Raw genomic sequence first — 20,335 nt, forward strand, 5'->3', positions numbered from 1 at the left:
ACTTTAAAGTATAGCCGCCGCTTTTTTTATGTTTAAAATGCCATATTTAGTTGCTGATGTTGGGAAGGTGCTCTGTGCAGATAAGCGTATGTTTGCGTTTATATAGCAGTTGGCACTTATATAGATTATATTAAACTAATGGTACTTTTTGATTACATCTATTTTAGACTGGCACAATTCTTTTTCAAAAAGGACGGAGCAGCAGCTTACAGAGCAAACACTTTTTTAACTGTTATGCAGATGTTTCTGCTGCTTGAAATTTGTACTTTGCTTAACCGTTATCTGCTTCATATTGATGTATCAAAGCCTGATATAGATTTAAGAATATTAGTAGCTGGCCCTGTTTTACTGTTAATGGCCTACAATAACTATAGGTATAAGCACAAATATCTGATATTTAGAGATAAATGGTATGACAAATCAACTGCGTATATAATAAAAGGTGTATTAGTCGTTTTAGCTCTTCTGTTTCCTTTTATATTGCTCTTTGCAATGGTTGACAACCCACTATTTAACAGGCTTTTCTAAAAAACAATAAGAAAAACATTCGCCAACCAAAGCTTTACGGCAGCTACGCCACTGCAAAACTCAGTCCGTTGAAGATAATTTAAAAGCATGTTGAAGCCACTATACTTTAGACCTCTCATTCTTCTCTGCTTAATTTTCTTTGGGTGCAAGCAGGAATTTCCTGCTGTTAAAGTAGATATAGAAGATTACAAAAAGGTATAATAATATTGAAAAATGGTAGAGTGCTAAAGGGAATAGTTAATGAGGTAACGTTTCCACCAGAGTTGCAACTCGAATTAAACTCAATGGTAAGCTACGATATTGACTCTCTAAATCAAGTCTTGTACATCAACAACTATGCTAAGGACCTTCTAGCTATATCCATTGACAACGGCCAAGTACTTCAAAGGTCAAGTTTAGAAGAAATTGACTACGATGGGACACATATTCATGGGAAACTGAAGAGAAGAGTTTTTCATGTTAAGAAATACAGAGATAAAGTGCTGCTTATCACTGATATGGATGTACTGGTTTATAATGAAAAATTACAGTTGCAGAAGAAGCTTTTAGATAGTGTGGCTGTAAAGAACCCAAGAATAATAAAAGGTTTTTTCGGTAGTTTTGATTATACTTTGGAAAAGGATTCTGTTAAGTTAATCTACAACATAGAATCCTATCGGTATGGATTAAATGATTTGAGTAAGTCTGTCATAGTAGAAGATTACTCATTCAAGTTGTAGAAAACCTATAAATACTAACAAAGACTCTAAGCGTAAAGCAGGTATCGAAAAGAGTAAGTGTATAAATAAAAAAATCCCTAACATTACTGTAGCTGAGTCATAACTTGTCCCAAAGCGTAAAATCGATTTTAAGGTATGCTTTGCAAAAAACCTTTAATAGTTAAAAAGAAAATGGAGCTTAAATCTCAAGCAAAAATACAAGTTCAAAGATCTATAGAAGAAGTCTTTGAAGGAATTGTAGATCCTGTAAAGATGACCAAGTACTTTATTTCGGAGAGTACCGGACGGCTAGAATCAGGAAAAGAAGTAATCTGGAAATTTCCTGAATTTGCTGACAAATTTCCTGTTAAAAATATTAAAATTGAAGATAATCGCTCAGTATCGTTTGTTTGGGATCCGGAAACTGTGGTAACTATCACATTAGAAACCTTACCTGACCAAAGCACGCTGGTAAGAGTTAATGAAAACGGAAAGAAGTTTAGCGAAGAAAATATAAAATGGGCTTTAGGAAATACTGAGGGGTGGGCAAATTTCCTGGCCTGTATGAAAGCTTATTTAGAGTATGGAGTGCAACTTAGAAAAGGTGCATTTGATTTTATGAGGAAAGACTAATATCCTTTACCTCATCAAATGAAGGAATTCCTAAAATAGAAGTATGATATCTTTATATGGGCAATGCTCCGGCTACTTCACAGAAGCGCTTCAATGAAGAAAAAGATAAGTTTCAGGTCAACGTTATTGTTCAAGCTGTTGCCATTGTTCCTGTTTGCATCGGCTCTAAATATTTTGCTGGTCTTCTTGAAAACAAGTATAAGGCCGGTCGCTACTTTTACGAGCTGCCCTCCGGCACATGGTTGCTTTGCGGGCGCTACTGTTGAACTTTGGGGCAACAAAAGCTTTAAGTACCACTACGCTGATTGCCTTACAAACAGAAGCTTTGAAGGTAAATGGAGGGCCGAGGCGGATACGCTTATCTTAAATGATGCGCCAGGGTTCGGAAACACCAAGTATGTCATTTCTAAAGATAGTACACTCAAGCCCTTACACTTTAAACGGCCAACCTACTACCTGGCCAAACCACTGGCATCCGCTAAAAACGAATAGCAAGCCTGCGCATTATTCTCGCTTAGTAAAGTTCTAAATCACCTCCTCCAATTAAACCTTTCTCCTCAAACCTACTCTAAGAAGCCAGAAGCGCCTAAAAGTATACTTCCGAACGCCATGTATTTACATCGCTATACTTGGAAGTATGAATTTTATAGGAGCTTGGCTTGTTAAAAGAGCACAAAAGGCGCTAAAACGTGAGAAATAGCATTCTTTAACTTTTTAACCGCTATTTTAGGGCCGGAAAAGATAAGTATTTATCTGCCCGGTATTGATCTTTACTTTATAACCTTAAACAACCTTCTAAGAAGAGCATGTCGAACTGGAAAAATCACCTCCGACTACTACTTTTCGGGGCTGCTGTGCTGTATGGCGCAGAAGCTACCGCCCAGCAAAAAGCTGACACCAAAACGCCATTCATCGATAAGTCCAACATGGACCTGTCGGTAAAGCCAGGCGATGACTTTTATACTTACGCCAGTGGCGCGTGGCTCAAAAGCAACCCGGTTCCTGCCAAGGAAACCCGTTGGGGAAGCTTTAACTTACTGCGTGATTTCAACATACAGGCTGTAAAAAACCTTCTGGACGAGGCAGCCGCCGACAAAAACGCAGCTGCAGGCTCTGTTAACAAGCGTGTAGGCGATTTCTACGCCGCCGCCATGGACAGCGCCGCCATTGATAAACTGGGTTACAAGCCTATCAAAAAAGACCTGAAGAGAGCCGGCAAGGTGAAGAACATTCAGGGCGTTTTAAACGAAGTGGCCTACCAGAGAACAACTGGCGTAGGCTCTCCGATGTTCGGTTTCTATGTAGGCCAGGACCGCAAGGACCCGAATACGATGATCCCGCAGTTTAGCCAGGGCGGCACCACATTGCCAGACCGCGACTACTACCTGAAAAACGATGCGCGAAATCAGAAGATTCAGGAAGCGTACAAGACCTACATCACCAAGCTGTTTACGCTAACCGGAACATCCGAGAAAGAGGCGAAGCAGAACGCAGAAACCATCTTTAACCTGGAGAAGAAGATGGCCGAGGCGCAGATGGCGCGTGTAGAGATGCGCGACCCATACAAAACCTACAACAAATTTGCCGTAGCAGACTTCAGCAAAACCACCTCTAACATAGACTGGCAGCCGCTGATGGCGCAGATGAAGGTAACCGGCGAAGACACTATTTTGGTGAATAACCCGAAATTCTTTGCTGAGCTGAACGACCTGCTGAAAGCAACCCCGATCACTGACTGGCAGACTTACCTGCAGTGGAATGTGCTGAAATCAGCAGCGCCATACCTGAGCACTCCGTTTGAAGATGCAAACTTCGCGTTTACGCAGGCTCTGAGCGGACAAAAAGTACAGACGCCACGTTGGCAGCGCATGTCGCAGCTGACAGACCGCACCATTGGCGAACTGTTAGGCCAGCTGTATGTGAAGGAGCATTTTAAGCCGGAGGCGAAAGCCAGAATGAATGAGTTGATCGCAAACCTGATCAAGGCTTACGAAATCCGTATTAATGGCCTGGACTGGATGAGCGCCGAGACAAAAGAGAAAGCATTGGCTAAGCTGCACGCTTTCCGCCCGAAAGTTGGTTACCCTGACAAGTGGAAAGATTACGAAGGTCTGGCGATTAGCCGCAATGCCTTCTTCCAGAACGTGCGCAACGCCGGTGCATGGGGCTACAACGAGATGGTGGACCAGCTGGGCAAACCAGTTGACCGTGAGCGTTGGGGCATGACGCCTCCGACTGTTAACGCTTACTACAGCCCGGTTATGAACGAGATCGTGTTCCCGGCAGGTATCCTGCAGTTCCCGTTCTTCGACCCGAATGCGGATGACGCGGTGAACTACGGTGGTATCGGTGCTGTAATCGGCCACGAAATTTCTCACGGCTTCGACGACTCCGGTAGCCAGTACGACAAAGACGGTACGCTGCGCAACTGGTGGACAGAAACCGACCGCGCCAAGTTCGACGAAAAAGCTAAAACACTGCAGGAGCAGTACGATGCTTACACGGTGCTGGATAGCGTGCACGTAAACGGTAAGCTGACTTTAGGTGAGAACATCGGTGACTTGGGCGGCCTTAACGCTGCTTACGAAGCCTTTAAAATGACAGAGCAAGGGCAGTCTAACGAGAAGATCGACGGCTTTACGCCAGATCAGCGTTTCTTCCTGGCTTGGGCACAGGTTTGGAGAGGTAACATCCTTCCGGAAGCTGCCGCACAGCAAATCGTAACCGATCCGCACTCTCCGGGGCAGTTCAGAACTGTTGGCCCTGTAGTAAACATGGATGCTTGGTACGAAGCCTTTAATGTGCAGCCTGGCGATAAGCTTTACAAAGCACCAGAAGACAGAATCAGACTCTGGTAACCTTATTGTGACCAAGTATAAATTGATGAGAAGCCGCTCTGGAAGTATAACCAGAGCGGCTTCTTTGTTTTTTGAGCATGCCGTAAGTTGCACGTTATCGTAAATGTGGCTATACTTCTGCAATATTTTAATCGCTTTCTGCGGGAGCAGAAAAGGATGTCTTAGCCGGTAATTCACCTCCTTAGACAAGGCTACGATAAGATACAAGTTTACAACCAGCTAACCTGCCGCGAGTTTTCAACTTGGGGATTCCTATGGGGCAAGCTTTCAGCTTGCATTGCCCTCAGAAGGCTCGATTTATACTTTTGCAAGCTGAAAACTTGCCCCATTATAAGCCACAAGATGCAATCTTGCGGCAGGAATAAAATGTGTCCTAATGGTAGCTTTTGATATGGAGGGGTCAGGGTAAATGCCGCCAACTTAAGCGTTTAAGTTTGCCGTTGTTACGTGTTCTGACCAACAACTTGCTGGTCAGAAGACACAGCAAGGGCGACTGCTTTACTGGATGCAACCCGAGATATTTCTTAAGTTGACGGCATTGCAGCCAGGGGTAGTTAGATAATTTAAAAGGCACACGCTAACGCCCGCTACAAAGTATAAAGTACAGCTTCAGCCATTGCTTATCCACCAAATCACCGACTGCATTGTGCACCAAAGTATGAAAAGCCTTATTTTTACAAAAAATCTGAAGATATGAGCAAAGCTAACTGGATAACGGTCAAAGAATACGAAGATATCACCTATAAAAAATCCGGAGGAGTGGCCCGGATTGCCTTTAACCGCCCGAATGTGCGCAACGCGTTTCGCCCTAAAACAGTGGCGGAGCTTTTCGAGGCTTTCCTGGATGCCCGTGAGGATACTTCTATTGGCGTAGTACTGTTCTCTGCCGAAGGTCCTTCCACTAAAGATGGGATTTATTCTTTCTGTAGCGGCGGCGACCAGAACGCACGCGGCCACCAAGGCTATGTGGATGAGGCAGGTATGCCGCGTCTTAACATTCTGGAGGTGCAGCGCCTGATCCGTTTTATGCCGAAGGTGGTTATTGCCGTGGTACCGGGCTGGGCTGTTGGTGGCGGCCATAGCTTGCACGTAGTCTGCGACCTGACGCTGGCTAGCAAAGAGCACGCAATCTTTAAGCAAACCGATGCCGATGTAACTAGTTTTGACGGTGGTTACGGTTCTGCTTACCTGGCCAAAATGGTAGGGCAGAAGCGCGCTCGTGAGATCTTCTTCCTGGGCAGAAACTATTCCGCACAAGATGCTTATGACATGGGTATGGTAAATGCCGTTATTCCGCACGATGAGCTGGAGGATACTGCATACGAATGGGCACAGGAGATTCTAGCGAAATCACCAACTTCTATTAAAATGCTAAAATTTGCTTTTAACCTGACAGATGATGGTATGGTAGGGCAGCAGGTGTTTGCCGGTGAAGCCACCAGGCTGGCATACATGACCGAGGAAGCCAAGGAAGGCCGCAACGCTTTCCTGGAGAAGCGAAAACCAGATTTCTCAGACATTAAATGGATTCCGTAACAGGAGGAAGTATGCGTATAAACAAAAACAGGCGAACCGAGAGGCTCGCCTGTTTTTGTTTATACCTGTTTTTATACTTTGTTAAAATCCAGCCAGGTCAATTTCATCTGTCGGCGTCATGGGTACGCGCTTGCCCATCTTTTTCTGAATCACTTTAAAATGATGCTCCTCGTCTGGCGAGATAAGGGAAATAGCTTCTCCGGAGGCTTCTGCGCGTCCGGTACGGCCAATGCGGTGTACGTAGTCTTTAGGTGAGCGGGGCAGTTCGTAATTAATGACGTGCGGCAGAAACTTAATGTCGATACCGCGAGAAGCCAAATCGGTAGCCACCAGCACACGCACTTTGCCGGCCTTAAACTGGCGCAGCGCCTCGGTTCTGGCTCCCTGGCTTTTGTCGCCATGAAAAGCAGCGGCCTCTACACCGTTCTTCACCAGTTTGCCTACTACGTTGTTAGCCGTGCGGATGGAAGATGTAAACACCAGCACCTGCTGCATATCGCCCTGCTTTATAAGGTAGCGCAGCAGCGGGCCTTTGCGCTCCGCCGCCACCTGATAGGCTATCTGGTTTATCAGCTCAGGCACTACAGCCTCTTCTTCAATTTTAATCTTAACCGGGTTGTGCAGAACATCGGCTACTACAAAAGCCACCTCCTCGTGCAGCGTGGCAGAGAAAAGTATGTTTTGGCGTTTGGCGGGTAGCAAAGAGAATATTTTGTCAACCTCCTCCTTAAAACCCAGGTTCAGCATTTTATCGGCTTCATCCAGCACTAGCACCTCTACCTCAGCAAGTTGCACCGCCTTGTGCTCTACCAGGTCAAGCAGTCGGCCGGGCGTAGCAATAAGTACATCAGTGCCGTGCAGCTTCATCATTTGCGGGTTTATGGATACGCCCCCGAACACCGCCATAGATTTTACCTGCCTCGGCAGCTCTGTGGCAAAGGAGCGGATCACTTCATTTACCTGCACCGCCAGCTCTCTGGTTGGCACCAGCACCAGCACAGGTACGGCTCTGCCGGCAGCAGGACTTTTGCGTTGCAGCATCTCCAGAATTGGCAGCACATAACCCGCCGTTTTACCCGAGCCTGTTTGCGCTAGACCAAGTATATCTTTGCCTTGCAGCATAGCAGGTATGGCTTCTTTCTGGATAGGGTACGGCTGCGTGTACTGCTGCGCTTCTACAGCTTTAACTAAAGGTGCCGATAAGCCAAGAGATGAAAAGGACATGGAGCTTATAGTTAGTTGATGCTTGATGGACGCAACAAAGGTACAACATAAAATTCGTTTCCAGTTGCAGGATAGTTTAGAGGCCGAACGACAACCTGAACAACACGCCCCAGCTCTGGACTCTTGTTTGTGGAAGGAGCGGAGCCTTTAAACTTTTGTTGAAGTGTAAACCTACCCCCTAGCCCCTCCAAGGAGGTAAAATTCCGTCAGCTGTATCATCCAACCACCCCTAACCCCTCAGAGCTACGCTCGCTAGTTTCGAACTCCCGTTCTCACTAGTCTAAGGAGGGGAATTTTGCTTGAGCTCCGTCAGTGGTAGCTATCGGAATAATACCCAGTCCTTGGGTTGAGCGCCTTGTGAGATCCGGTGCCGCCTAAGCGGCAGCCGCAGCGCAGCGGAGGCAGGAGGGAACACCGCGCGATGCCCTTATCGAGGGCCCCTACCCCCGCCTAGAGGGAGCCAAAGCCAGAAATGAAACGAGCAGGTTGTAAAGCCAAGGATAAGCTGCAGCTAGAAAGTATAGCTTGGTTCAAATCCGGAAAGCAGCTTTTAAACGAATAGACTTATAAAGCCGAAGACTACCAGTAGCTGGTAAATAAAACTATTACCCCAGACGGTACAGAAAACATTACAGTGCAAATCCTTTACAGCATCTCCAAAGGTTTTGTCTCCAGCTCTTTTACAGGCCATTTAGCTAGTTTCGCTCCGGCTTGGTAGGCGCTTTCCAGAAAATCTAACAGGGCTTGGCGTGGGTTGCCGAGTTGGCGGAACTCCTCGTAGTTAAGCATGGCCATAGGACTTCCGTTAGCATCTACCCAACTGGCTTGCCTGGGCTGCAAAGGCTCTTTCTCCAGGCCCTCCGGCGAGGGAAAAGTATAGGAGTAGAAAGCCGGGAACCGCACTTGATCATCGCCGGGCCAGAAACCAAAGCTCACCACCTCGTGCGAGTAGGCATCTTTTTCCACCACACTGGCCTCAGGGTTTGTAGGAACCTGTTTACCGGAAAAACGCGTAACAGTTAAATCGAGATGGTGCCAGTACAGCTGCACAGGACAGGTTTTACCGGTAAAACGCCCGCTAAACTCTTTCAGTACCTGGTCTACGGTAACCAACACGCGCCAGTAGCGGTGCACCTGCTCAGGGTTGTATGTGGCATGGGTATGATCCTGTGCAAAAGGTATGGTGCTTTTGTTGTCGTAAGGCTTGGCCAAAAGCTCCACATGCACGCCTAAAACCTCCAGCGCCTTCATCACCTGGTTGTAAAATTCGGCTACGCTCAGGCCATCTTGCAGGCTTATACTTTCAGAGGCGCCGGTGTTGGTGTGCAGGTGCAGCTGGTGATCTATAAAATCAAACGCACACTCTAAAGTATAAAACTTGTAAGGCATGGGGCCGGTAGTCAGTCCTTGGCTGGTTACGTACAGGGTTACATTCCACCAATGGTTGCGGCGGGGCATCAGCTTCAGCCGGATTTTGCCAATAATCTGCAGGTAAAGGTGCAACGTATCTTTGGTGTTTTCCCAATCATCCAGTGGCAGCGGCGGAAACTCATTCAGAATAGGCGAGGTGGCAGCGGAAGTGTTCATGGCAAAAATAGTTGGTTGCTTTTGGTGTACGTTGATAGTTAGGCAGAAGTATAAACGGAAACCCGGCAGAAGAGAAAAAATCAGGCAATATGAAGGATTACCTATACTTTCTCCTTATATTTTGGGGTTAAGAAGTATAGAGAGCACCTGCCGCCGCCCCGGCTGTATGCAGGCATCCGAAAAATAAAGAAGACATGCTTATCAATAAGGTTTCTGACCAGATAAAGAAAAGTAAATACATTAGCCGTGACCTGAGCTGGTTACGATTCAATTACCGTGTGCTGGACCAGGCGCGTGATCCGGGAAAAAGCATTTTCGACAGGCTTAAATTCCTGGCCATTACCTCGTCTAACCTCGATGAGTTTTTCATGATTCGGGTGGGCAGCTTGTACAATTACCTTGACTACGGAAAAGAGCGCCTCGATTATTCTGGCCTGCGCGAACTGCCTTTCCGGAAGAAGCTGCTCGACTATGCCCACCGCTTTGTAAACGACCAGTACCTTACATTTAACAATGAGCTGAAGCCGTTGCTACCCAAAAGCGGCTGCGATATACTGAAGGTAAGCGAGCTGACGGAGATTGAGCAGAAGAAGGCAGACTCCTTCTTTAAGAATACCATATTTCCGCTGCTTACGCCCATGGTGTTCGATAATTACCACGGCTTTCCGCTACTGATGAACCAGCTGCTGACCTTTGGCGTGGTAACCCGCACCACCGACGAGGGCAAACCGCAGGACCGCGTAACATTTGTGCAGATTCCGCAGAACTTAGCGCGATTTTACGAGATCAACCGCAAGGAGAAAATCATCTTTGTACCGATTGAGGAGATTGTGCGCTGGAAGATTAAGAAGTTCTTCCGCAACGTGGAGATCGTGTCGGTAAACCTGTTCCGCATTACCCGAAACGGCGACTTTACGCTGGAGGAGTCTGACGACCTGGAGGCGGATTTTGTGCAGGAGATAAAAGCCAAGCTCAAAACGCGGAAAAAAGGACGTGTGGTGCGGCTGGAGGTAGAGCGTAACCCGTCGCAGTTCATGATGAAGATACTGAAGGAGCGCTGGACAATAGACAATGCCAACGTGTTTACCATTAACAGTATGCTGGACCTGCGCGCCCTGTGGCAGATTGTTAACCACCGCCAGTTCCGTGACAAAGGCTTTAAACAACCGTCTTCTATTCCACCGCTCAGCCTGCCCAGCGATGGCGTGGATATGTTTGAGTACCTGAAAGAACACGATGTGCTGCTACACCACCCTTACAATAGTATGGAGCCGGTGGTAAACCTGCTAGAGCGCGCCGCCGAAGACCCTTCGGTGCTGGGTATAAAACAGACAATCTACCGTTTGGCAGACCAGAGCCGGGTAACGGCAGCTCTGCTGAAAGCGGCTGAGAATGGTAAGCACGTGTCGGTTCTATTCGAGGTGAAAGCTCGCTTTGACGAAGAACGCAACCTACGGGAGGGCGAGCGCCTGGAGAAGGCCGGCTGCTTTGTTATCTACGGCATCAGCAAGTATAAAACGCACACCAAAATGATGATGATCATCCGGAAGGAAGGCGAGAAGGTGACGCGCTACATACACATAGGCAGTGGCAACTACAACGAAGCCACCGCCCGCCTCTACACCGATGTGAGCTTGCTGACGACCAACGAGATCTATGCGCACGACGTGTCTGAGTTTTTCAACGTAATTACCGGCCACTCGCGCCCGAACGAGTATAAGTACCTGATGACCTCGCCTAAAGGCATGCGCACCCAGTTGATGGAGCTGATCCGGCATGAGGCGCGCAACGCTAAAAAGGGCCTGAAGAGCGGCATCGTGGTAAAGATTAACTCGCTGGAGGACCGTGAGATAATTGATGAGCTGTACAAAGCATCCAAAGCCGGTGTTCAGATTAAGCTGATTGTGCGGGGCATTTGCTGCCTGCGCCCGGGCCGTGAAGATCTGAGCGAGAATATCTCTGTGAAAAGCATAGTAGGAGAGTACCTGGAGCACTCGCGCCTGTACTACTTCCACAACAACGGCGACCCGAAAGTATACAGCGGCAGCGCCGATATGATGGTGCGCAGCTTCGACAGGCGTATTGAAGCGCTCTTTCTGATTGCTAATGCGGAGCTGAAGCGGGAGGCAATCAATATTCTATACTATAACCTGCTGGATAACCACAACTCTTATATTATGCGCGAGGATGGCACGTATATTAAGCGCCGCCCCGGAGCAAGCGAAGAAGTAATGGATATACACAAGCTGTTCTACAACAAAGCCTACAGCACTGAACCAGTAGAATTAGTATAGCTCGCCTAAGGGTGTAGACAGCATCTAAAGCGGTGTTAAAATATAGAAAACTGCTTTGTAAAGTATAAAATCCATACTTGCCGCAATATAAAAACCGGCTGCAGCTTATCTTCTGAAGAAGGGGCTGCAGCCGGTTTTTAGTATAAGTATTTTGCTGAATTTAGCTGATACGGGTGATAACGAAGCGCTCCGGGTGGTAACGCTCATACAGGGAGTGAAGCATGCCGTCTTTCAGGCCAACTGTTGGCACAATCATACTTTCCACTTTGGCCCACTTCATGGCGGACAGGTAAATCTCAGAAGCTGGCACTATCACATCGGCCCGGTCAGGGTTCAGGAGAAGGTCAGTTATGCGTTGCTCCATACTTAGGCTGGCTACGTAGGTGGCAACCTCCTCAATCTGCTTTCTGAAAATAGCTTTGCCAGGCGATTTGCCTGCAATTTCAAATATTTTGTTGATGTTGCCGCCTGTACCGATGGCACGAGATATATGGTGCTTTTTGGCATTAGCCTCGATCCATGTGCGCATGCTATTCCAGAGTACTTCTGAGTCGCGGCCATGCATGTGCCGGATAGACCCTTGCTCAAACGACTGCGAGGCAACTTTTTCGCGGTTTACGTAGATGTTAAACTCTGTGCTGCCACCGCCTACATCTATGTGCAGGTAGTTGCGCTCATCCAGGAAGTTATAGATAACCTTGTTAATCAGGTCTGCCTCTGTTTCCCCATCAATCACCTGAATCTCCATCCCGACTTCTTCTTTCACTTTTGCGATGATTTCAGGAGCGTTATAGGCACTGCGCATCGCAGAAGTGGCGCAGATCATATGATGGTCCACGTCGTGCACATCCAGCAGCAGTTGAAAAGCCTTGAGCAGCTTCACAAACTTCTCGATTTTCAGGTCGCTTATATAGCCGGTATTAAAAACATCCTCCCCAAAACGGATCGCGTAACGCACGTATTCTACTTTCTTAAAGAATACTCTCCCGTTCTGGTTCAGTACTGTGGAGATCTGGCATCTCACCGCGTTGGATCCAATATCTATGGCAGCTAACTTCAAAGGCAATAGGTGTTTGGTTTTATCTTAAATGTAAATATAAGGATTCTCGGGCATTTTGAGGTATTAGTATTTGGGGAAATGGCAGTTGTTGTGTTCGTTTGTTGTATGCAGTAGCTTTTACTTGTGTCTGTTCTTGATCAGTTTAATTGATTGCTTGTCGCAAGCTTTTGATTGTGCTGCCTTTGTTAATTGCAGCAGCCAGCCAAGTTATACTTGGCTGGCTGCTGCTGCTTATAAAATGAGAAAAGCTACACTTTCTAATCGTTAGTTCATCCCCAGCTTTACACCCTGCTTATTTCATTTCTGGCTTTGGCTCCCTCCGGGCGGGGGTAGGGCTCGTCTTCCCGTATCACGCTGGGAGCTTTTCCTGCCGGGGGTAGGGGCTCTCTTTTCGTGCCTCGGGCCGCCTCACTGCGTTCATCACCGGAAAAACTCCAAAGGCCCTCGAGAAAAGGGGAGGGCCGGGGCAAGGTAAAAATTCCCCTCCTTGGACAAGGAGGGGTTGGGGTGGTTTGATAGTCACGGCTGACGGAGCTTACCCAAATTCCTCATTCGAAGGGGGAATTTGGGGATGACAATCGTTCACGAGCAATTCCTCTCCTCTAGGGTCAGGAGTAGGTTATCAAACTTAACGCACACTTACCGTCAGCTGTGGGTTGATCCAGCCGAACTCACCGGCATCGATACGCACAAAATCAAACCCTTGGTAGCTGCCAAGTATGGCTATACTGGTTCCGGCTGGCAGGTTGTTTTTAGCGGCAGCCTGGGGATGTGCCTGGTCGAGCAGTTTCGTGTCGGAGGTTAACTTTTTATACTTTACAGGCTTGGTAGCCGGCTCTACTACACTGCTGGCAATATACGCCTCTTTGCCAGTAGGCAGTGCGATTCGGTACCAACTGGAGGTGCCCCCGGTTACCTGCAGCGGTGTGTGCTGCGGCAGCGATAAGTACACACCCGATTTTATACTTGGTTGCAGGCGCACATTGGCATTGCGGCTTGCCACACGAACCCAATTGCCTAACAGCTCACCATTTATTTTAACGGCAGGTGCCGGAGTAGCAGACTGATGCACGTACGGGTACGGGTTTGTAGCGCCATGGCCGTAGCGGTAAATACCGAAGTGCAAGTGCGGACTGGTGGTGCGGGCGTTGCCGGTGTTACCTATCAGGCCCAGCGTGTCGCCGGCTTGTACCTGCTGCCCTACCTGTACCAAATGGCTATCCAGGTGGGCATAGTATAGGCTTTGCCGGCGGTTAATGTCTGTTAGCCATACTACTTTGCCGCCACGTGGCGTGGTAGCTACCTGCCTTACTGTGCCAGCCGTGCCTGCTATAGCGGGGGTGCCGCGCTTGGCAAAAACATCTATACCTTCATGGCTGCGTGCACCGGCATCACGTGGGTCTCCCCAGATACTGGCAATATTGCGGCTGCTTTTGCCTGCCACCGGAAAAGCAAGTATGGGTTCTGCCTGAATGGTGACAGTATACTGCCCGCTGCGCAGCAACTCTGGCTGCACACGCAAAACGTGCTGCTGGTCCTCCTCCACCTCATAAGACAAAGTGGTAGCGGCTGTGTCGGCAGCTGCTAAGTGCTTGTAAGTTCCGTTGCCGGTTTCAAACAAGTCCATAAACACTTGCAGTTGTTCGCGGGCCTGTACCTCCAGGTTCACGATTAAGCGCTGCCCGCGTTGCGCATCTATGCGGTAGCCAAGCGCTTTGGGTTTATCCGCAGCAAAATATCCTGTTTCCTTAAAAGGCAGCGTGACAATAATCGAGTCCTGCAGCGCCTGTTCGCTAGCCTGAAGCCATTTTTGGCCCAAGGCGGTTTCGTGTAGGTTAGCGGATTTTAACTTGGCGGCATACTTCTCGTGGGGCGTCTGGTTGCTAAACACGCCGCGCAGAGTTTGCTGCTGGCTGCAACTGGCCAGCAAAAGGGTTATCAAAGTATAAAAAATTAAGCTTGTGTACCTGTTTCGGTTTATATGCATACGGTAGATCTTCTTAGAGTATTTTTAACATCAGGTGAGGCAAAAATGGTGCCTGTTAAATGTAATATATTGGTGTTTAGGATATTTGATTGCTGTGATGTTGGGGTATGAATATTGTTTACGGAAGTGCGGATTTAAACCGTAACAGCGCCGGGCCGTAAAATCAAGAAGTATAAAATTATGGAGAGATGAGAAAACCGAGATGGAGATACATGCGCCGCAGGCTTAGCCGTAAATTACTACCGCTGTTTGCACCGCTTATTCTAACGCCGCTGGCCACGCCTGTTAACACAGGTGCCGCTATGCCACACTCAGACCCAGCTACGCTAAAGCGAAAGATGATGAACGTGAAGCTCATGCGCTTTAACCAGGTAGCCTACAACTTGTATAGCAACATGCAGCTGCAGGAGTCGGGGCTGCGTTTCGAGGTGTTTCACAAAGCGCTTACCGGCTACTACAACATGCGGCACAACAACGAGGTGTCGGGCAAGCCATACATCACGATAGTGGATTTTACGAAGTCATCGAACGAGAAGCGGCTGTGGGTGGTAGATGTGGAGAAAAAGGAGCTGCTGTTTAACACTTACGTATCGCATGGCCGAAACTCAGGCAACGAGTTTGCAGAGAACTTCTCCAACGAAAACGAGTCTTTTATGAGCAGCATCGGTTTTTACATGACCGAAGGCACTTACATCGGAAAGCACGGACTCTCCCTAAAGCTAAACGGATTGGATGAAGGCTATAACACCAACGCAAAAGACCGCTACATAGTAATGCACGGTGCCGAGTATGCTTCGGAAGCTTTTATACAACAGGCAGGGCGCTTGGGCCGCAGTTTAGGTTGCCCGGCTATCCCGATGGAAGAGCACGAAGACATAATTGATACCGTAAAGGGAGGTACAGCCATGTATATTCACGCTGCTCAGGATAAGTATACGTCGCAATACCTAGACCATGTAACAGCCATGAAAGAACTTGTGAGCGAGAACAAACTGGATGTGCCGCCACCTATAAACCCTACGCAGGGCTAAGCGACCGCCACTTAATGCCACAGCCTATACCTGGCTGCTGCTGCTCCGGCACCCTTTGCCCGGATAGCAGTGCCTCCAGCGCTTTGCTTAAGTCCTGACCGGTAACGGGGGTGTTGTTTTTTGGCCTTGCGCTATCGAATTGGCCATGGTAAGCCAGGCGCATGCTGGCATCATATACATAAAACTCCGGAGTGCACTCGGCATGGTAGTTTCGGGCTATCTGCTGCGTTTGGTCGTAGAGGTAAGGGAAAGGGAAGTGCATTTTTAGGGCGAGTTCTTTCATGTGCTGCGGCCCATCCTGCGGGTATGCTCCTGCATCGTTGGCATTAATAGCGACAAAACTGACGCCTTTGCTTTTATACTTGTTGGCAAGTTGTACGAGTTCCGGCAGTATGTGCATTACGTAAGGGCAATGGTTGCAGATAAACATGATGACAGTGGCATTTGGTGAGGCCACATCCTGCAGGGTAACAATCTTATCAGAAACCGTATCGAGAAGCGCGAAGTTATGGGCCCGGGAGCCAAGGGCAATCTGGGTGCTTTGCTGTGCCATAGTTTTGGTTTGTTAAAGGTTGATCTGCGGAGCCGTCTGCTGCCGTGTTATGCTCTAATATAAGCTTTTGGAAGTGTTTAACAAACAGAATTTTAGATGATTATGCTACTTTAAAGTATAGCGGATTGCGGTAAGTATAAATTAAATGCAAAAAACCGTGGCTGGTATTCCTGTAGGTTTACCAGCCACGGCTTTTTAGCTTTCGGAAAGTATAAAATCTGCTGCAGAAGAAGCTTGAAGGTTTAAATCCCTAAAACCTATACTTACTGCAGCTGCTCTTTAAAGAAATCAATGGTGCGGTTCCAGGCTAATGTTGCCGCCTCTTTGTCGTAGCGTGGGGTGGTATCGTTGTGGAAGCCGTGGTTGGTATCAGGGTATACATAGGCCGCGTATTCTTTGCTGTGCTTTTTTAGCGCCTCTTCATAAGCAGGCCAGCCCTCATTTACGCGGGTGTCATTTTCAGCGTAGTGCAGGAGCAGTGGCGCTTCTATTTTGGGTACATCTTCGGTAGCGGGCTGGCCTCCGTAAAAAGGAACGGCGGCGGCCAGGTCTGGCAGGCGCACGGCCATCATGTTCGCTATCCAGCCGCCGAAGCAAAAGCCTACCACGCCAACTTTTCCGTTGCAGGTTTTGTGCTGCTTCAGGTAATCTTGAGCGGCTATAAAATCCTCCAGCATCTCATTTCTATCGCGCTTGCTTTGTAGCTCACGGCCGGCATCATCAGTGCCGGGATAGCCGCCGAGTGGCGTTAACGCATCTGGGGCAATAGATATGAAACCTGCCAGTGCGGCTCTTCGGGCTACGTCTTCAATATGCGGGTTAAGCCCACGGTTTTCATGCACCACCACCACGCCCCCAAGTTTCCCTGTCGCGTCTGCGGGCATACATAACAGCGCCTTCATCTTGCCGCCGCCCTTCGGCGACTGGTAGTAAATGTATTCAGATTTAATGCGCGGGTCATTGGCTTTTACCTGGATACCACCCTGGTAATCCGGCATCAGAAAGCTCATGAGCGAACCAACCGTAAGGCCACCCACAGCATATATAGAAAGCTTCTGCACAAAGTCGCGCCTGTTTATCCGGCTGTGCGCATAGTCATCGTAAAGGTCGAATACTTCCTGCTTGATGTCTGATTTTTTGATTTCGCCCATGATGATTAAGGTTTAGGTAGTTATTGTTTAGAATATAATCTATTAGAAGCTGTCGGATTGCGCGCAGCCAAAGTATAAACCTGGCTGGCGTGATTCATTTTAGAGTTTGCTCGCCTGTTTGGAAGTGAATAAGGCTATTCCGATGATTGGTAACTTAATTTTTTATAAAACGAATCGTCTGTTTGAGTGACGAAATGATAACGGAAAAGCCTGCGATGATTCCGAAGATACCACCAGATATTAGTCCAGCATTGCCTATGTCAAGCCAACTTCTGTCTTTGCTATCATCTTGATACCACATCAGTAACCTTAATATACCAGCTGATACAAACACAATCCCCCATAAGAAGCTGTACCAATCCATTCTTCGACTAATTCACTTAAGTTTATTAGATTGATTTTATCACTAAATTCTGTAACTACATTTACTGTCAACGGACTAGTGCAGCCAAAGCCCGCAGCTCAGGAAGGGGTAAATCTGTACTGGTTTAGCGAAATTAATTTTTCATGTTACTACTTTTTCAGGTTGATTAAAGTCAACGTAACTCCCATTGCAAGTCCACCTAATGATAGTGCTGAACCAACAGTAATTAGCTGTATGGCGCTGTTGTTAACAATTCCAAAGTCATTGAACTCAGATAGTACAGCAAAAAAAGTGTATAAACTAATTATCGCTGCAAATATACCCATGCAAATACCTATTGTCTTATTTTGTATAATTGCTTGAATGATCAGGATAACTGAAACCCCTAAGGCTAACAGGCTGAAATTTTGTATTGTCAATAAGTCACCGAAAAACCAGAAAGCGGCTAATCCAGTGAAATAGATGTGTGGCAATAATTTCCAAACATTTTTCTTTGATTCTAAATGCTCTTTCATTCCTAAATTTTAAAGTTTATAAAATAATATTTAGCCCTAGCGGTTTGTACTGCATGTGCCCTTAGCGTAGCAATGGTTAATGCAGTGCTGGGTTATAGGATTTATTTCTTTTGACTAACTGCGGAAAGAAAATCATCATAGCTCAATTCCCTAAGATTAAAATTCACCTCGTCTTCCCACCCAGTTGTAGTCTTTAATTGCTTGATTAATATGTTTTCCTTACCATCCCTAATGATTCGTTCTTTTTGAAATTCTATGAACCAAGAGCCAAAAGTATCATCGTCATAGTTGGATTCTAAAATGTCTTCTTTTGTTAGTTCAATCAGAGCGGCTTCAAACAGGAATTTATTCCATTTCTTTCTTATCTGTTTTTCAATTTCAAATGCATATTCTGCACATTTACGTATTCCTGCTTCTAAATCTGAATCCGTTGTTCCTGCTTTTCGATTAGCGTCGTCTGTTAAAGTAATTTCATAGACATTATTAGAAACTTCTTCAACTAATAACTTCCATCCAGGTAATACAATTTTTCTATTGTTAAGATTTTCTCTCATTTCATACTTCTATATTACCCATAATTAGCGGCTAGCAGGAGTACTTACTCCTACTAGCCGCACTATGTGCGGAATTGCTATGCCTTCAAATCACACAAAGCATAATTGCTTAGAAATATAGTATATATCTAATAGGAATAAAAAAAGTATAGCCAATATGTTAGCTATACTTTTCTGTACTTATTCTTCTTCTGGTTCTTGCCACCTACCGTAGCGGGTAGCCATGTTTTTTAGTTCTTGTATGTGAGCCTCAGTAAATTGCTGCGGCTGCAGGCGCCACTCCCAGTTGCCGTTGCCGGTGGAGGGTTTGTTCATGATATGTTCGTTCCCTAGCCCCAGCACGTCTTGCATAGGCAGCACAGCCAATTGCGAAACCGAGCTATACGTTAGCCAGTTCAGGATGCGGTGCACATTGCCCTGGTTTACGCGATGGGTGCTGTACTCGCGCAGGCGGCGTTTGTCGGCTCTTGAGGCATCTTTGTCGTACCAGCCGCGCACGGTGTTGTTGTCGTGGGTGCCGGTGTACACAATACTGTTTTGTGTGTGGTGGTGCGGAGCGTAGAGGCTGTGCGGCAAATCCTCGCCAAAAGCAAACAGCAGCACGCGCATACCCGGCAGCTTAAACTTCTCCATCAGGTCGCGCACCGGCTGGTCTATATCACCCAGATCTTCGGCCACAATGGGCAACTCCTTAAACTCCTGCTGCACCGCCTTTAAAAAGGCTGCTCCAGGGGTTTTTACCCATTTGCCGTTGATGGCGGTTTCTTCTCCCGCTGGCACCTCCCAGTAGGCCGAAAAAGCCCGGAAATGATCGAGGCGAAGGAGGCCGAACAATTGCAGGTTGTGCTCGATGCGGTGCAGCCACCAGTCAAAATTACGCTGCTGCAGCACCTTCCAATCAAATACAGGTGTGCCCCAAAGTTGCCCTGTCTCACTAAAGTAATCCGGCGGAACTCCCGATACCGCTGTGGACAAGCCGTCACGGTCCAGTTTAAAGATATCGGGATGGCTCCAAACGTCGGCGCTGTCGTGGCTTACGTAAAACGGCATATCTCCAAAAAAGAGTATGCTCTTACTGTTACAGTATGCCTTCAGCTTATTCCACTGCCGGTAAAACAGGAACTGCAGAAACATCTCAAACTCCACCTGCTCACTTAGTTTTTCGGCCAGTTGCTCCACCGCCTGCTCGTCCCGCCATTTTATCTCCTCTGGCCACTCCGTCCAGCTTTTATATTTAAAATGCTGATTAAATGCTGCAAAGTGGGCATAATCCTGCAGCCAAAGCTGATGCTCCTTCTGAAACTTAGTGAAGCTTTTCCAGAGCACATCCGGCAGCTCCTCGCTAAAGCTTTTATAAGCCTTGCGCAGCAGCTTCAGTTTATACTTGGTCGCCTTCTCAAAATCCACGCGGGCCTCATTAAACTCCTCGTAGTGCTGCAGGTCTTTTTTGTGCAGCAGGCCATCCTGCACCAGCTCCTCCGGGCTGATGAGCAGCGGGTTTCCTGCAAAGGCGGAGTGGCTGCTGTAGGGAGAATTACCATAGCTAACTTCGGTAGGGTTGAGTGGCAAAATTTGCCAGTAACGCTGCCCCGCCTGCTCTAACTGGTCGGCAAAAGCAAATGCCTCCGGACCCAAATCGCCAATGCCGAAGCGGGAGGGAAGGGAGGTGATGTGAAGCAGAATGCCTGCGCTGCGTTTATGTACAATCATAATGGGGTTTAGGAGTTAAAGAGTTAGAGCGTTGAAAAGTTAAAAAATCAGG

Annotated in this window: 17 protein-coding genes; 8 read left to right on the forward strand and 9 right to left on the reverse strand. The window is 47.4% G+C overall.

Annotated elements, in window-relative coordinates; translation table 11 throughout:
- The first annotated feature begins 138 nt into the window (after positions 1 to 138).
- From Q1B04_RS00625 to Q1B04_RS00650, 6 genes are all read left to right on the forward strand, one after another.
- A complete protein-coding gene (locus tag Q1B04_RS00625; protein WP_299754333.1) occupies positions 139 to 528 on the forward strand; it encodes a hypothetical protein in 390 nt (129 codons plus the stop codon).
- Positions 529 to 734: 206 nt separating this feature from the next.
- Positions 735 to 1,247 (forward strand): hypothetical protein, encoded by a 513-nt coding sequence (locus tag Q1B04_RS00630; RefSeq protein ID WP_299754335.1) that lies wholly within the window; start codon positions 735 to 737, stop codon positions 1,245 to 1,247.
- Between the two features lie 135 nt (positions 1,248 to 1,382).
- The gene (locus tag Q1B04_RS00635) at positions 1,383 to 1,859 is read left to right on the forward strand and encodes an SRPBCC domain-containing protein (protein WP_299754337.1); all 477 of its coding nucleotides are present in this window, start codon (positions 1,383 to 1,385) and stop codon (positions 1,857 to 1,859) included.
- Between the two features lie 93 nt (positions 1,860 to 1,952).
- Positions 1,953 to 2,351: a lipocalin family protein gene (locus Q1B04_RS00640; RefSeq protein WP_299754339.1), complete on the forward strand. Its 399-nt coding sequence runs from the start codon at positions 1,953 to 1,955 to the stop codon at positions 2,349 to 2,351.
- A 434-nt stretch (positions 2,352 to 2,785) separates the two neighbouring features.
- Positions 2,786 to 4,717, forward strand: a complete 1,932-nt coding sequence (locus Q1B04_RS00645) for a M13 family metallopeptidase (protein WP_299754956.1) — start codon at positions 2,786 to 2,788, stop codon at positions 4,715 to 4,717.
- 693 nt (positions 4,718 to 5,410) lie between these two features.
- On the forward strand, positions 5,411 to 6,253 hold the full coding sequence (locus Q1B04_RS00650) for a 1,4-dihydroxy-2-naphthoyl-CoA synthase (RefSeq protein WP_299754341.1): 843 nt from the start codon (positions 5,411 to 5,413) through the stop codon (positions 6,251 to 6,253).
- 81 nt (positions 6,254 to 6,334) lie between these two features.
- Here the strand turns inward: Q1B04_RS00650 and Q1B04_RS00655 are convergent, their stop codons facing one another.
- Both Q1B04_RS00655 and Q1B04_RS00660 read right to left on the reverse strand, forming a co-directional pair.
- On the reverse strand, positions 6,335 to 7,477 hold the full coding sequence (locus Q1B04_RS00655) for a DEAD/DEAH box helicase (RefSeq protein WP_299754343.1): 1,143 nt from the start codon (positions 7,475 to 7,477) through the stop codon (positions 6,335 to 6,337).
- Positions 7,478 to 8,122: 645 nt separating this feature from the next.
- A complete protein-coding gene (locus Q1B04_RS00660) occupies positions 8,123 to 9,064 on the reverse strand; it encodes a DUF5996 family protein (RefSeq protein ID WP_299754345.1) in 942 nt (313 codons plus the stop codon).
- Positions 9,065 to 9,258: 194 nt separating this feature from the next.
- On the opposite strand from Q1B04_RS00660, the gene ppk1 reads away from it, so the two are divergent.
- Positions 9,259 to 11,358, forward strand: a complete 2,100-nt coding sequence (ppk1, locus tag Q1B04_RS00665; protein ID WP_299754347.1) for a polyphosphate kinase 1 — start codon at positions 9,259 to 9,261, stop codon at positions 11,356 to 11,358.
- Between the two features lie 160 nt (positions 11,359 to 11,518).
- Here the strand turns inward: ppk1 and Q1B04_RS00670 are convergent, their stop codons facing one another.
- Positions 11,519 to 12,418, reverse strand: coding sequence for a phosphatase (locus Q1B04_RS00670; protein WP_299754959.1), 900 nt, complete (start codon positions 12,416 to 12,418; stop codon positions 11,519 to 11,521).
- Positions 12,419 to 13,046: 628 nt separating this feature from the next.
- Entirely contained in the window at positions 13,047 to 14,360 is a 1,314-nt protein-coding gene (locus Q1B04_RS00675; RefSeq protein WP_299754349.1) for a M23 family metallopeptidase, read from the reverse strand.
- Between the two features lie 233 nt (positions 14,361 to 14,593).
- On the opposite strand from Q1B04_RS00675, the gene Q1B04_RS00680 reads away from it, so the two are divergent.
- Positions 14,594 to 15,436 (forward strand): murein L,D-transpeptidase catalytic domain family protein, encoded by an 843-nt coding sequence (locus tag Q1B04_RS00680; protein ID WP_299754351.1) that lies wholly within the window; start codon positions 14,594 to 14,596, stop codon positions 15,434 to 15,436.
- Here the strand turns inward: Q1B04_RS00680 and Q1B04_RS00685 are convergent.
- The 5 genes from Q1B04_RS00685 to malQ all read right to left on the reverse strand — a co-directional run bounded on the left by Q1B04_RS00685 (position 15,423) and on the right by malQ (position 20,283).
- Positions 15,423 to 15,989: a thioredoxin family protein gene (locus Q1B04_RS00685; RefSeq protein ID WP_299754353.1), complete on the reverse strand. Its 567-nt coding sequence runs from the start codon at positions 15,987 to 15,989 to the stop codon at positions 15,423 to 15,425. The genes Q1B04_RS00680 and Q1B04_RS00685 overlap by 14 nt on opposite strands.
- Before the next feature lie 263 nt (positions 15,990 to 16,252).
- Complete coding sequence (locus Q1B04_RS00690) at positions 16,253 to 17,140, reverse strand: dienelactone hydrolase family protein (protein ID WP_299754355.1); 888 nt, start codon at positions 17,138 to 17,140, stop codon at positions 16,253 to 16,255.
- A gap of 513 nt (positions 17,141 to 17,653) precedes the next feature.
- Complete coding sequence (locus Q1B04_RS00695) at positions 17,654 to 18,019, reverse strand: hypothetical protein (protein ID WP_299754357.1); 366 nt, start codon at positions 18,017 to 18,019, stop codon at positions 17,654 to 17,656.
- Between the two features lie 101 nt (positions 18,020 to 18,120).
- Positions 18,121 to 18,573 (reverse strand): hypothetical protein, encoded by a 453-nt coding sequence (locus Q1B04_RS00700; protein ID WP_299754358.1) that lies wholly within the window; start codon positions 18,571 to 18,573, stop codon positions 18,121 to 18,123.
- A 180-nt stretch (positions 18,574 to 18,753) separates the two neighbouring features.
- Positions 18,754 to 20,283: a 4-alpha-glucanotransferase gene (malQ, locus tag Q1B04_RS00705; RefSeq protein ID WP_299754360.1), complete on the reverse strand. Its 1,530-nt coding sequence runs from the start codon at positions 20,281 to 20,283 to the stop codon at positions 18,754 to 18,756.
- Positions 20,284 to 20,335: the final 52 nt, after the last annotated feature.

Origin of the sequence: uncultured Pontibacter sp. (genome assembly GCF_947495565.1) — a bacterium.
Taxonomy (GTDB): Bacteria; Bacteroidota; Bacteroidia; order Cytophagales; family Hymenobacteraceae; genus Pontibacter.

Excerpts from the sequence above, each read along its gene's own strand:
- Q1B04_RS00625 (WP_299754333.1), top strand. The coding sequence starts at position 139 with ATGGTACTTTTTGATTACATCTATTTTAGACTGGCACAATTCTTTTTC.
- Q1B04_RS00635 (WP_299754337.1), top strand. The coding sequence starts at position 1,383 with ATGCTTTGCAAAAAACCTTTAATAGTTAAAAAGAAAATGGAGCTTAAA.
- Q1B04_RS00640 (WP_299754339.1), top strand. The coding sequence starts at position 1,953 with ATGAAGAAAAAGATAAGTTTCAGGTCAACGTTATTGTTCAAGCTGTTG.
- Q1B04_RS00645 (WP_299754956.1), top strand. The coding sequence starts at position 2,786 with ATGGACCTGTCGGTAAAGCCAGGCGATGACTTTTATACTTACGCCAGT.
- Q1B04_RS00650 (WP_299754341.1), top strand. The coding sequence starts at position 5,411 with ATGAGCAAAGCTAACTGGATAACGGTCAAAGAATACGAAGATATCACC.
- Q1B04_RS00655 (WP_299754343.1), bottom strand. The coding sequence starts at position 7,477 with ATGTCCTTTTCATCTCTTGGCTTATCGGCACCTTTAGTTAAAGCTGTA.
- Q1B04_RS00660 (WP_299754345.1), bottom strand. The coding sequence starts at position 9,064 with ATGAACACTTCCGCTGCCACCTCGCCTATTCTGAATGAGTTTCCGCCG.
- ppk1 (WP_299754347.1), top strand. The coding sequence starts at position 9,259 with ATGCTTATCAATAAGGTTTCTGACCAGATAAAGAAAAGTAAATACATT.
- Q1B04_RS00680 (WP_299754351.1), top strand. The coding sequence starts at position 14,594 with ATGAGAAAACCGAGATGGAGATACATGCGCCGCAGGCTTAGCCGTAAA.
- Q1B04_RS00685 (WP_299754353.1), bottom strand. The coding sequence starts at position 15,989 with ATGGCACAGCAAAGCACCCAGATTGCCCTTGGCTCCCGGGCCCATAAC.
- Q1B04_RS00690 (WP_299754355.1), bottom strand. The coding sequence starts at position 17,140 with ATGGGCGAAATCAAAAAATCAGACATCAAGCAGGAAGTATTCGACCTT.
- Q1B04_RS00695 (WP_299754357.1), bottom strand. The coding sequence starts at position 18,019 with ATGAAAGAGCATTTAGAATCAAAGAAAAATGTTTGGAAATTATTGCCA.
- Q1B04_RS00700 (WP_299754358.1), bottom strand. The coding sequence starts at position 18,573 with ATGAGAGAAAATCTTAACAATAGAAAAATTGTATTACCTGGATGGAAG.
- malQ (WP_299754360.1), bottom strand. The coding sequence starts at position 20,283 with ATGATTGTACATAAACGCAGCGCAGGCATTCTGCTTCACATCACCTCC.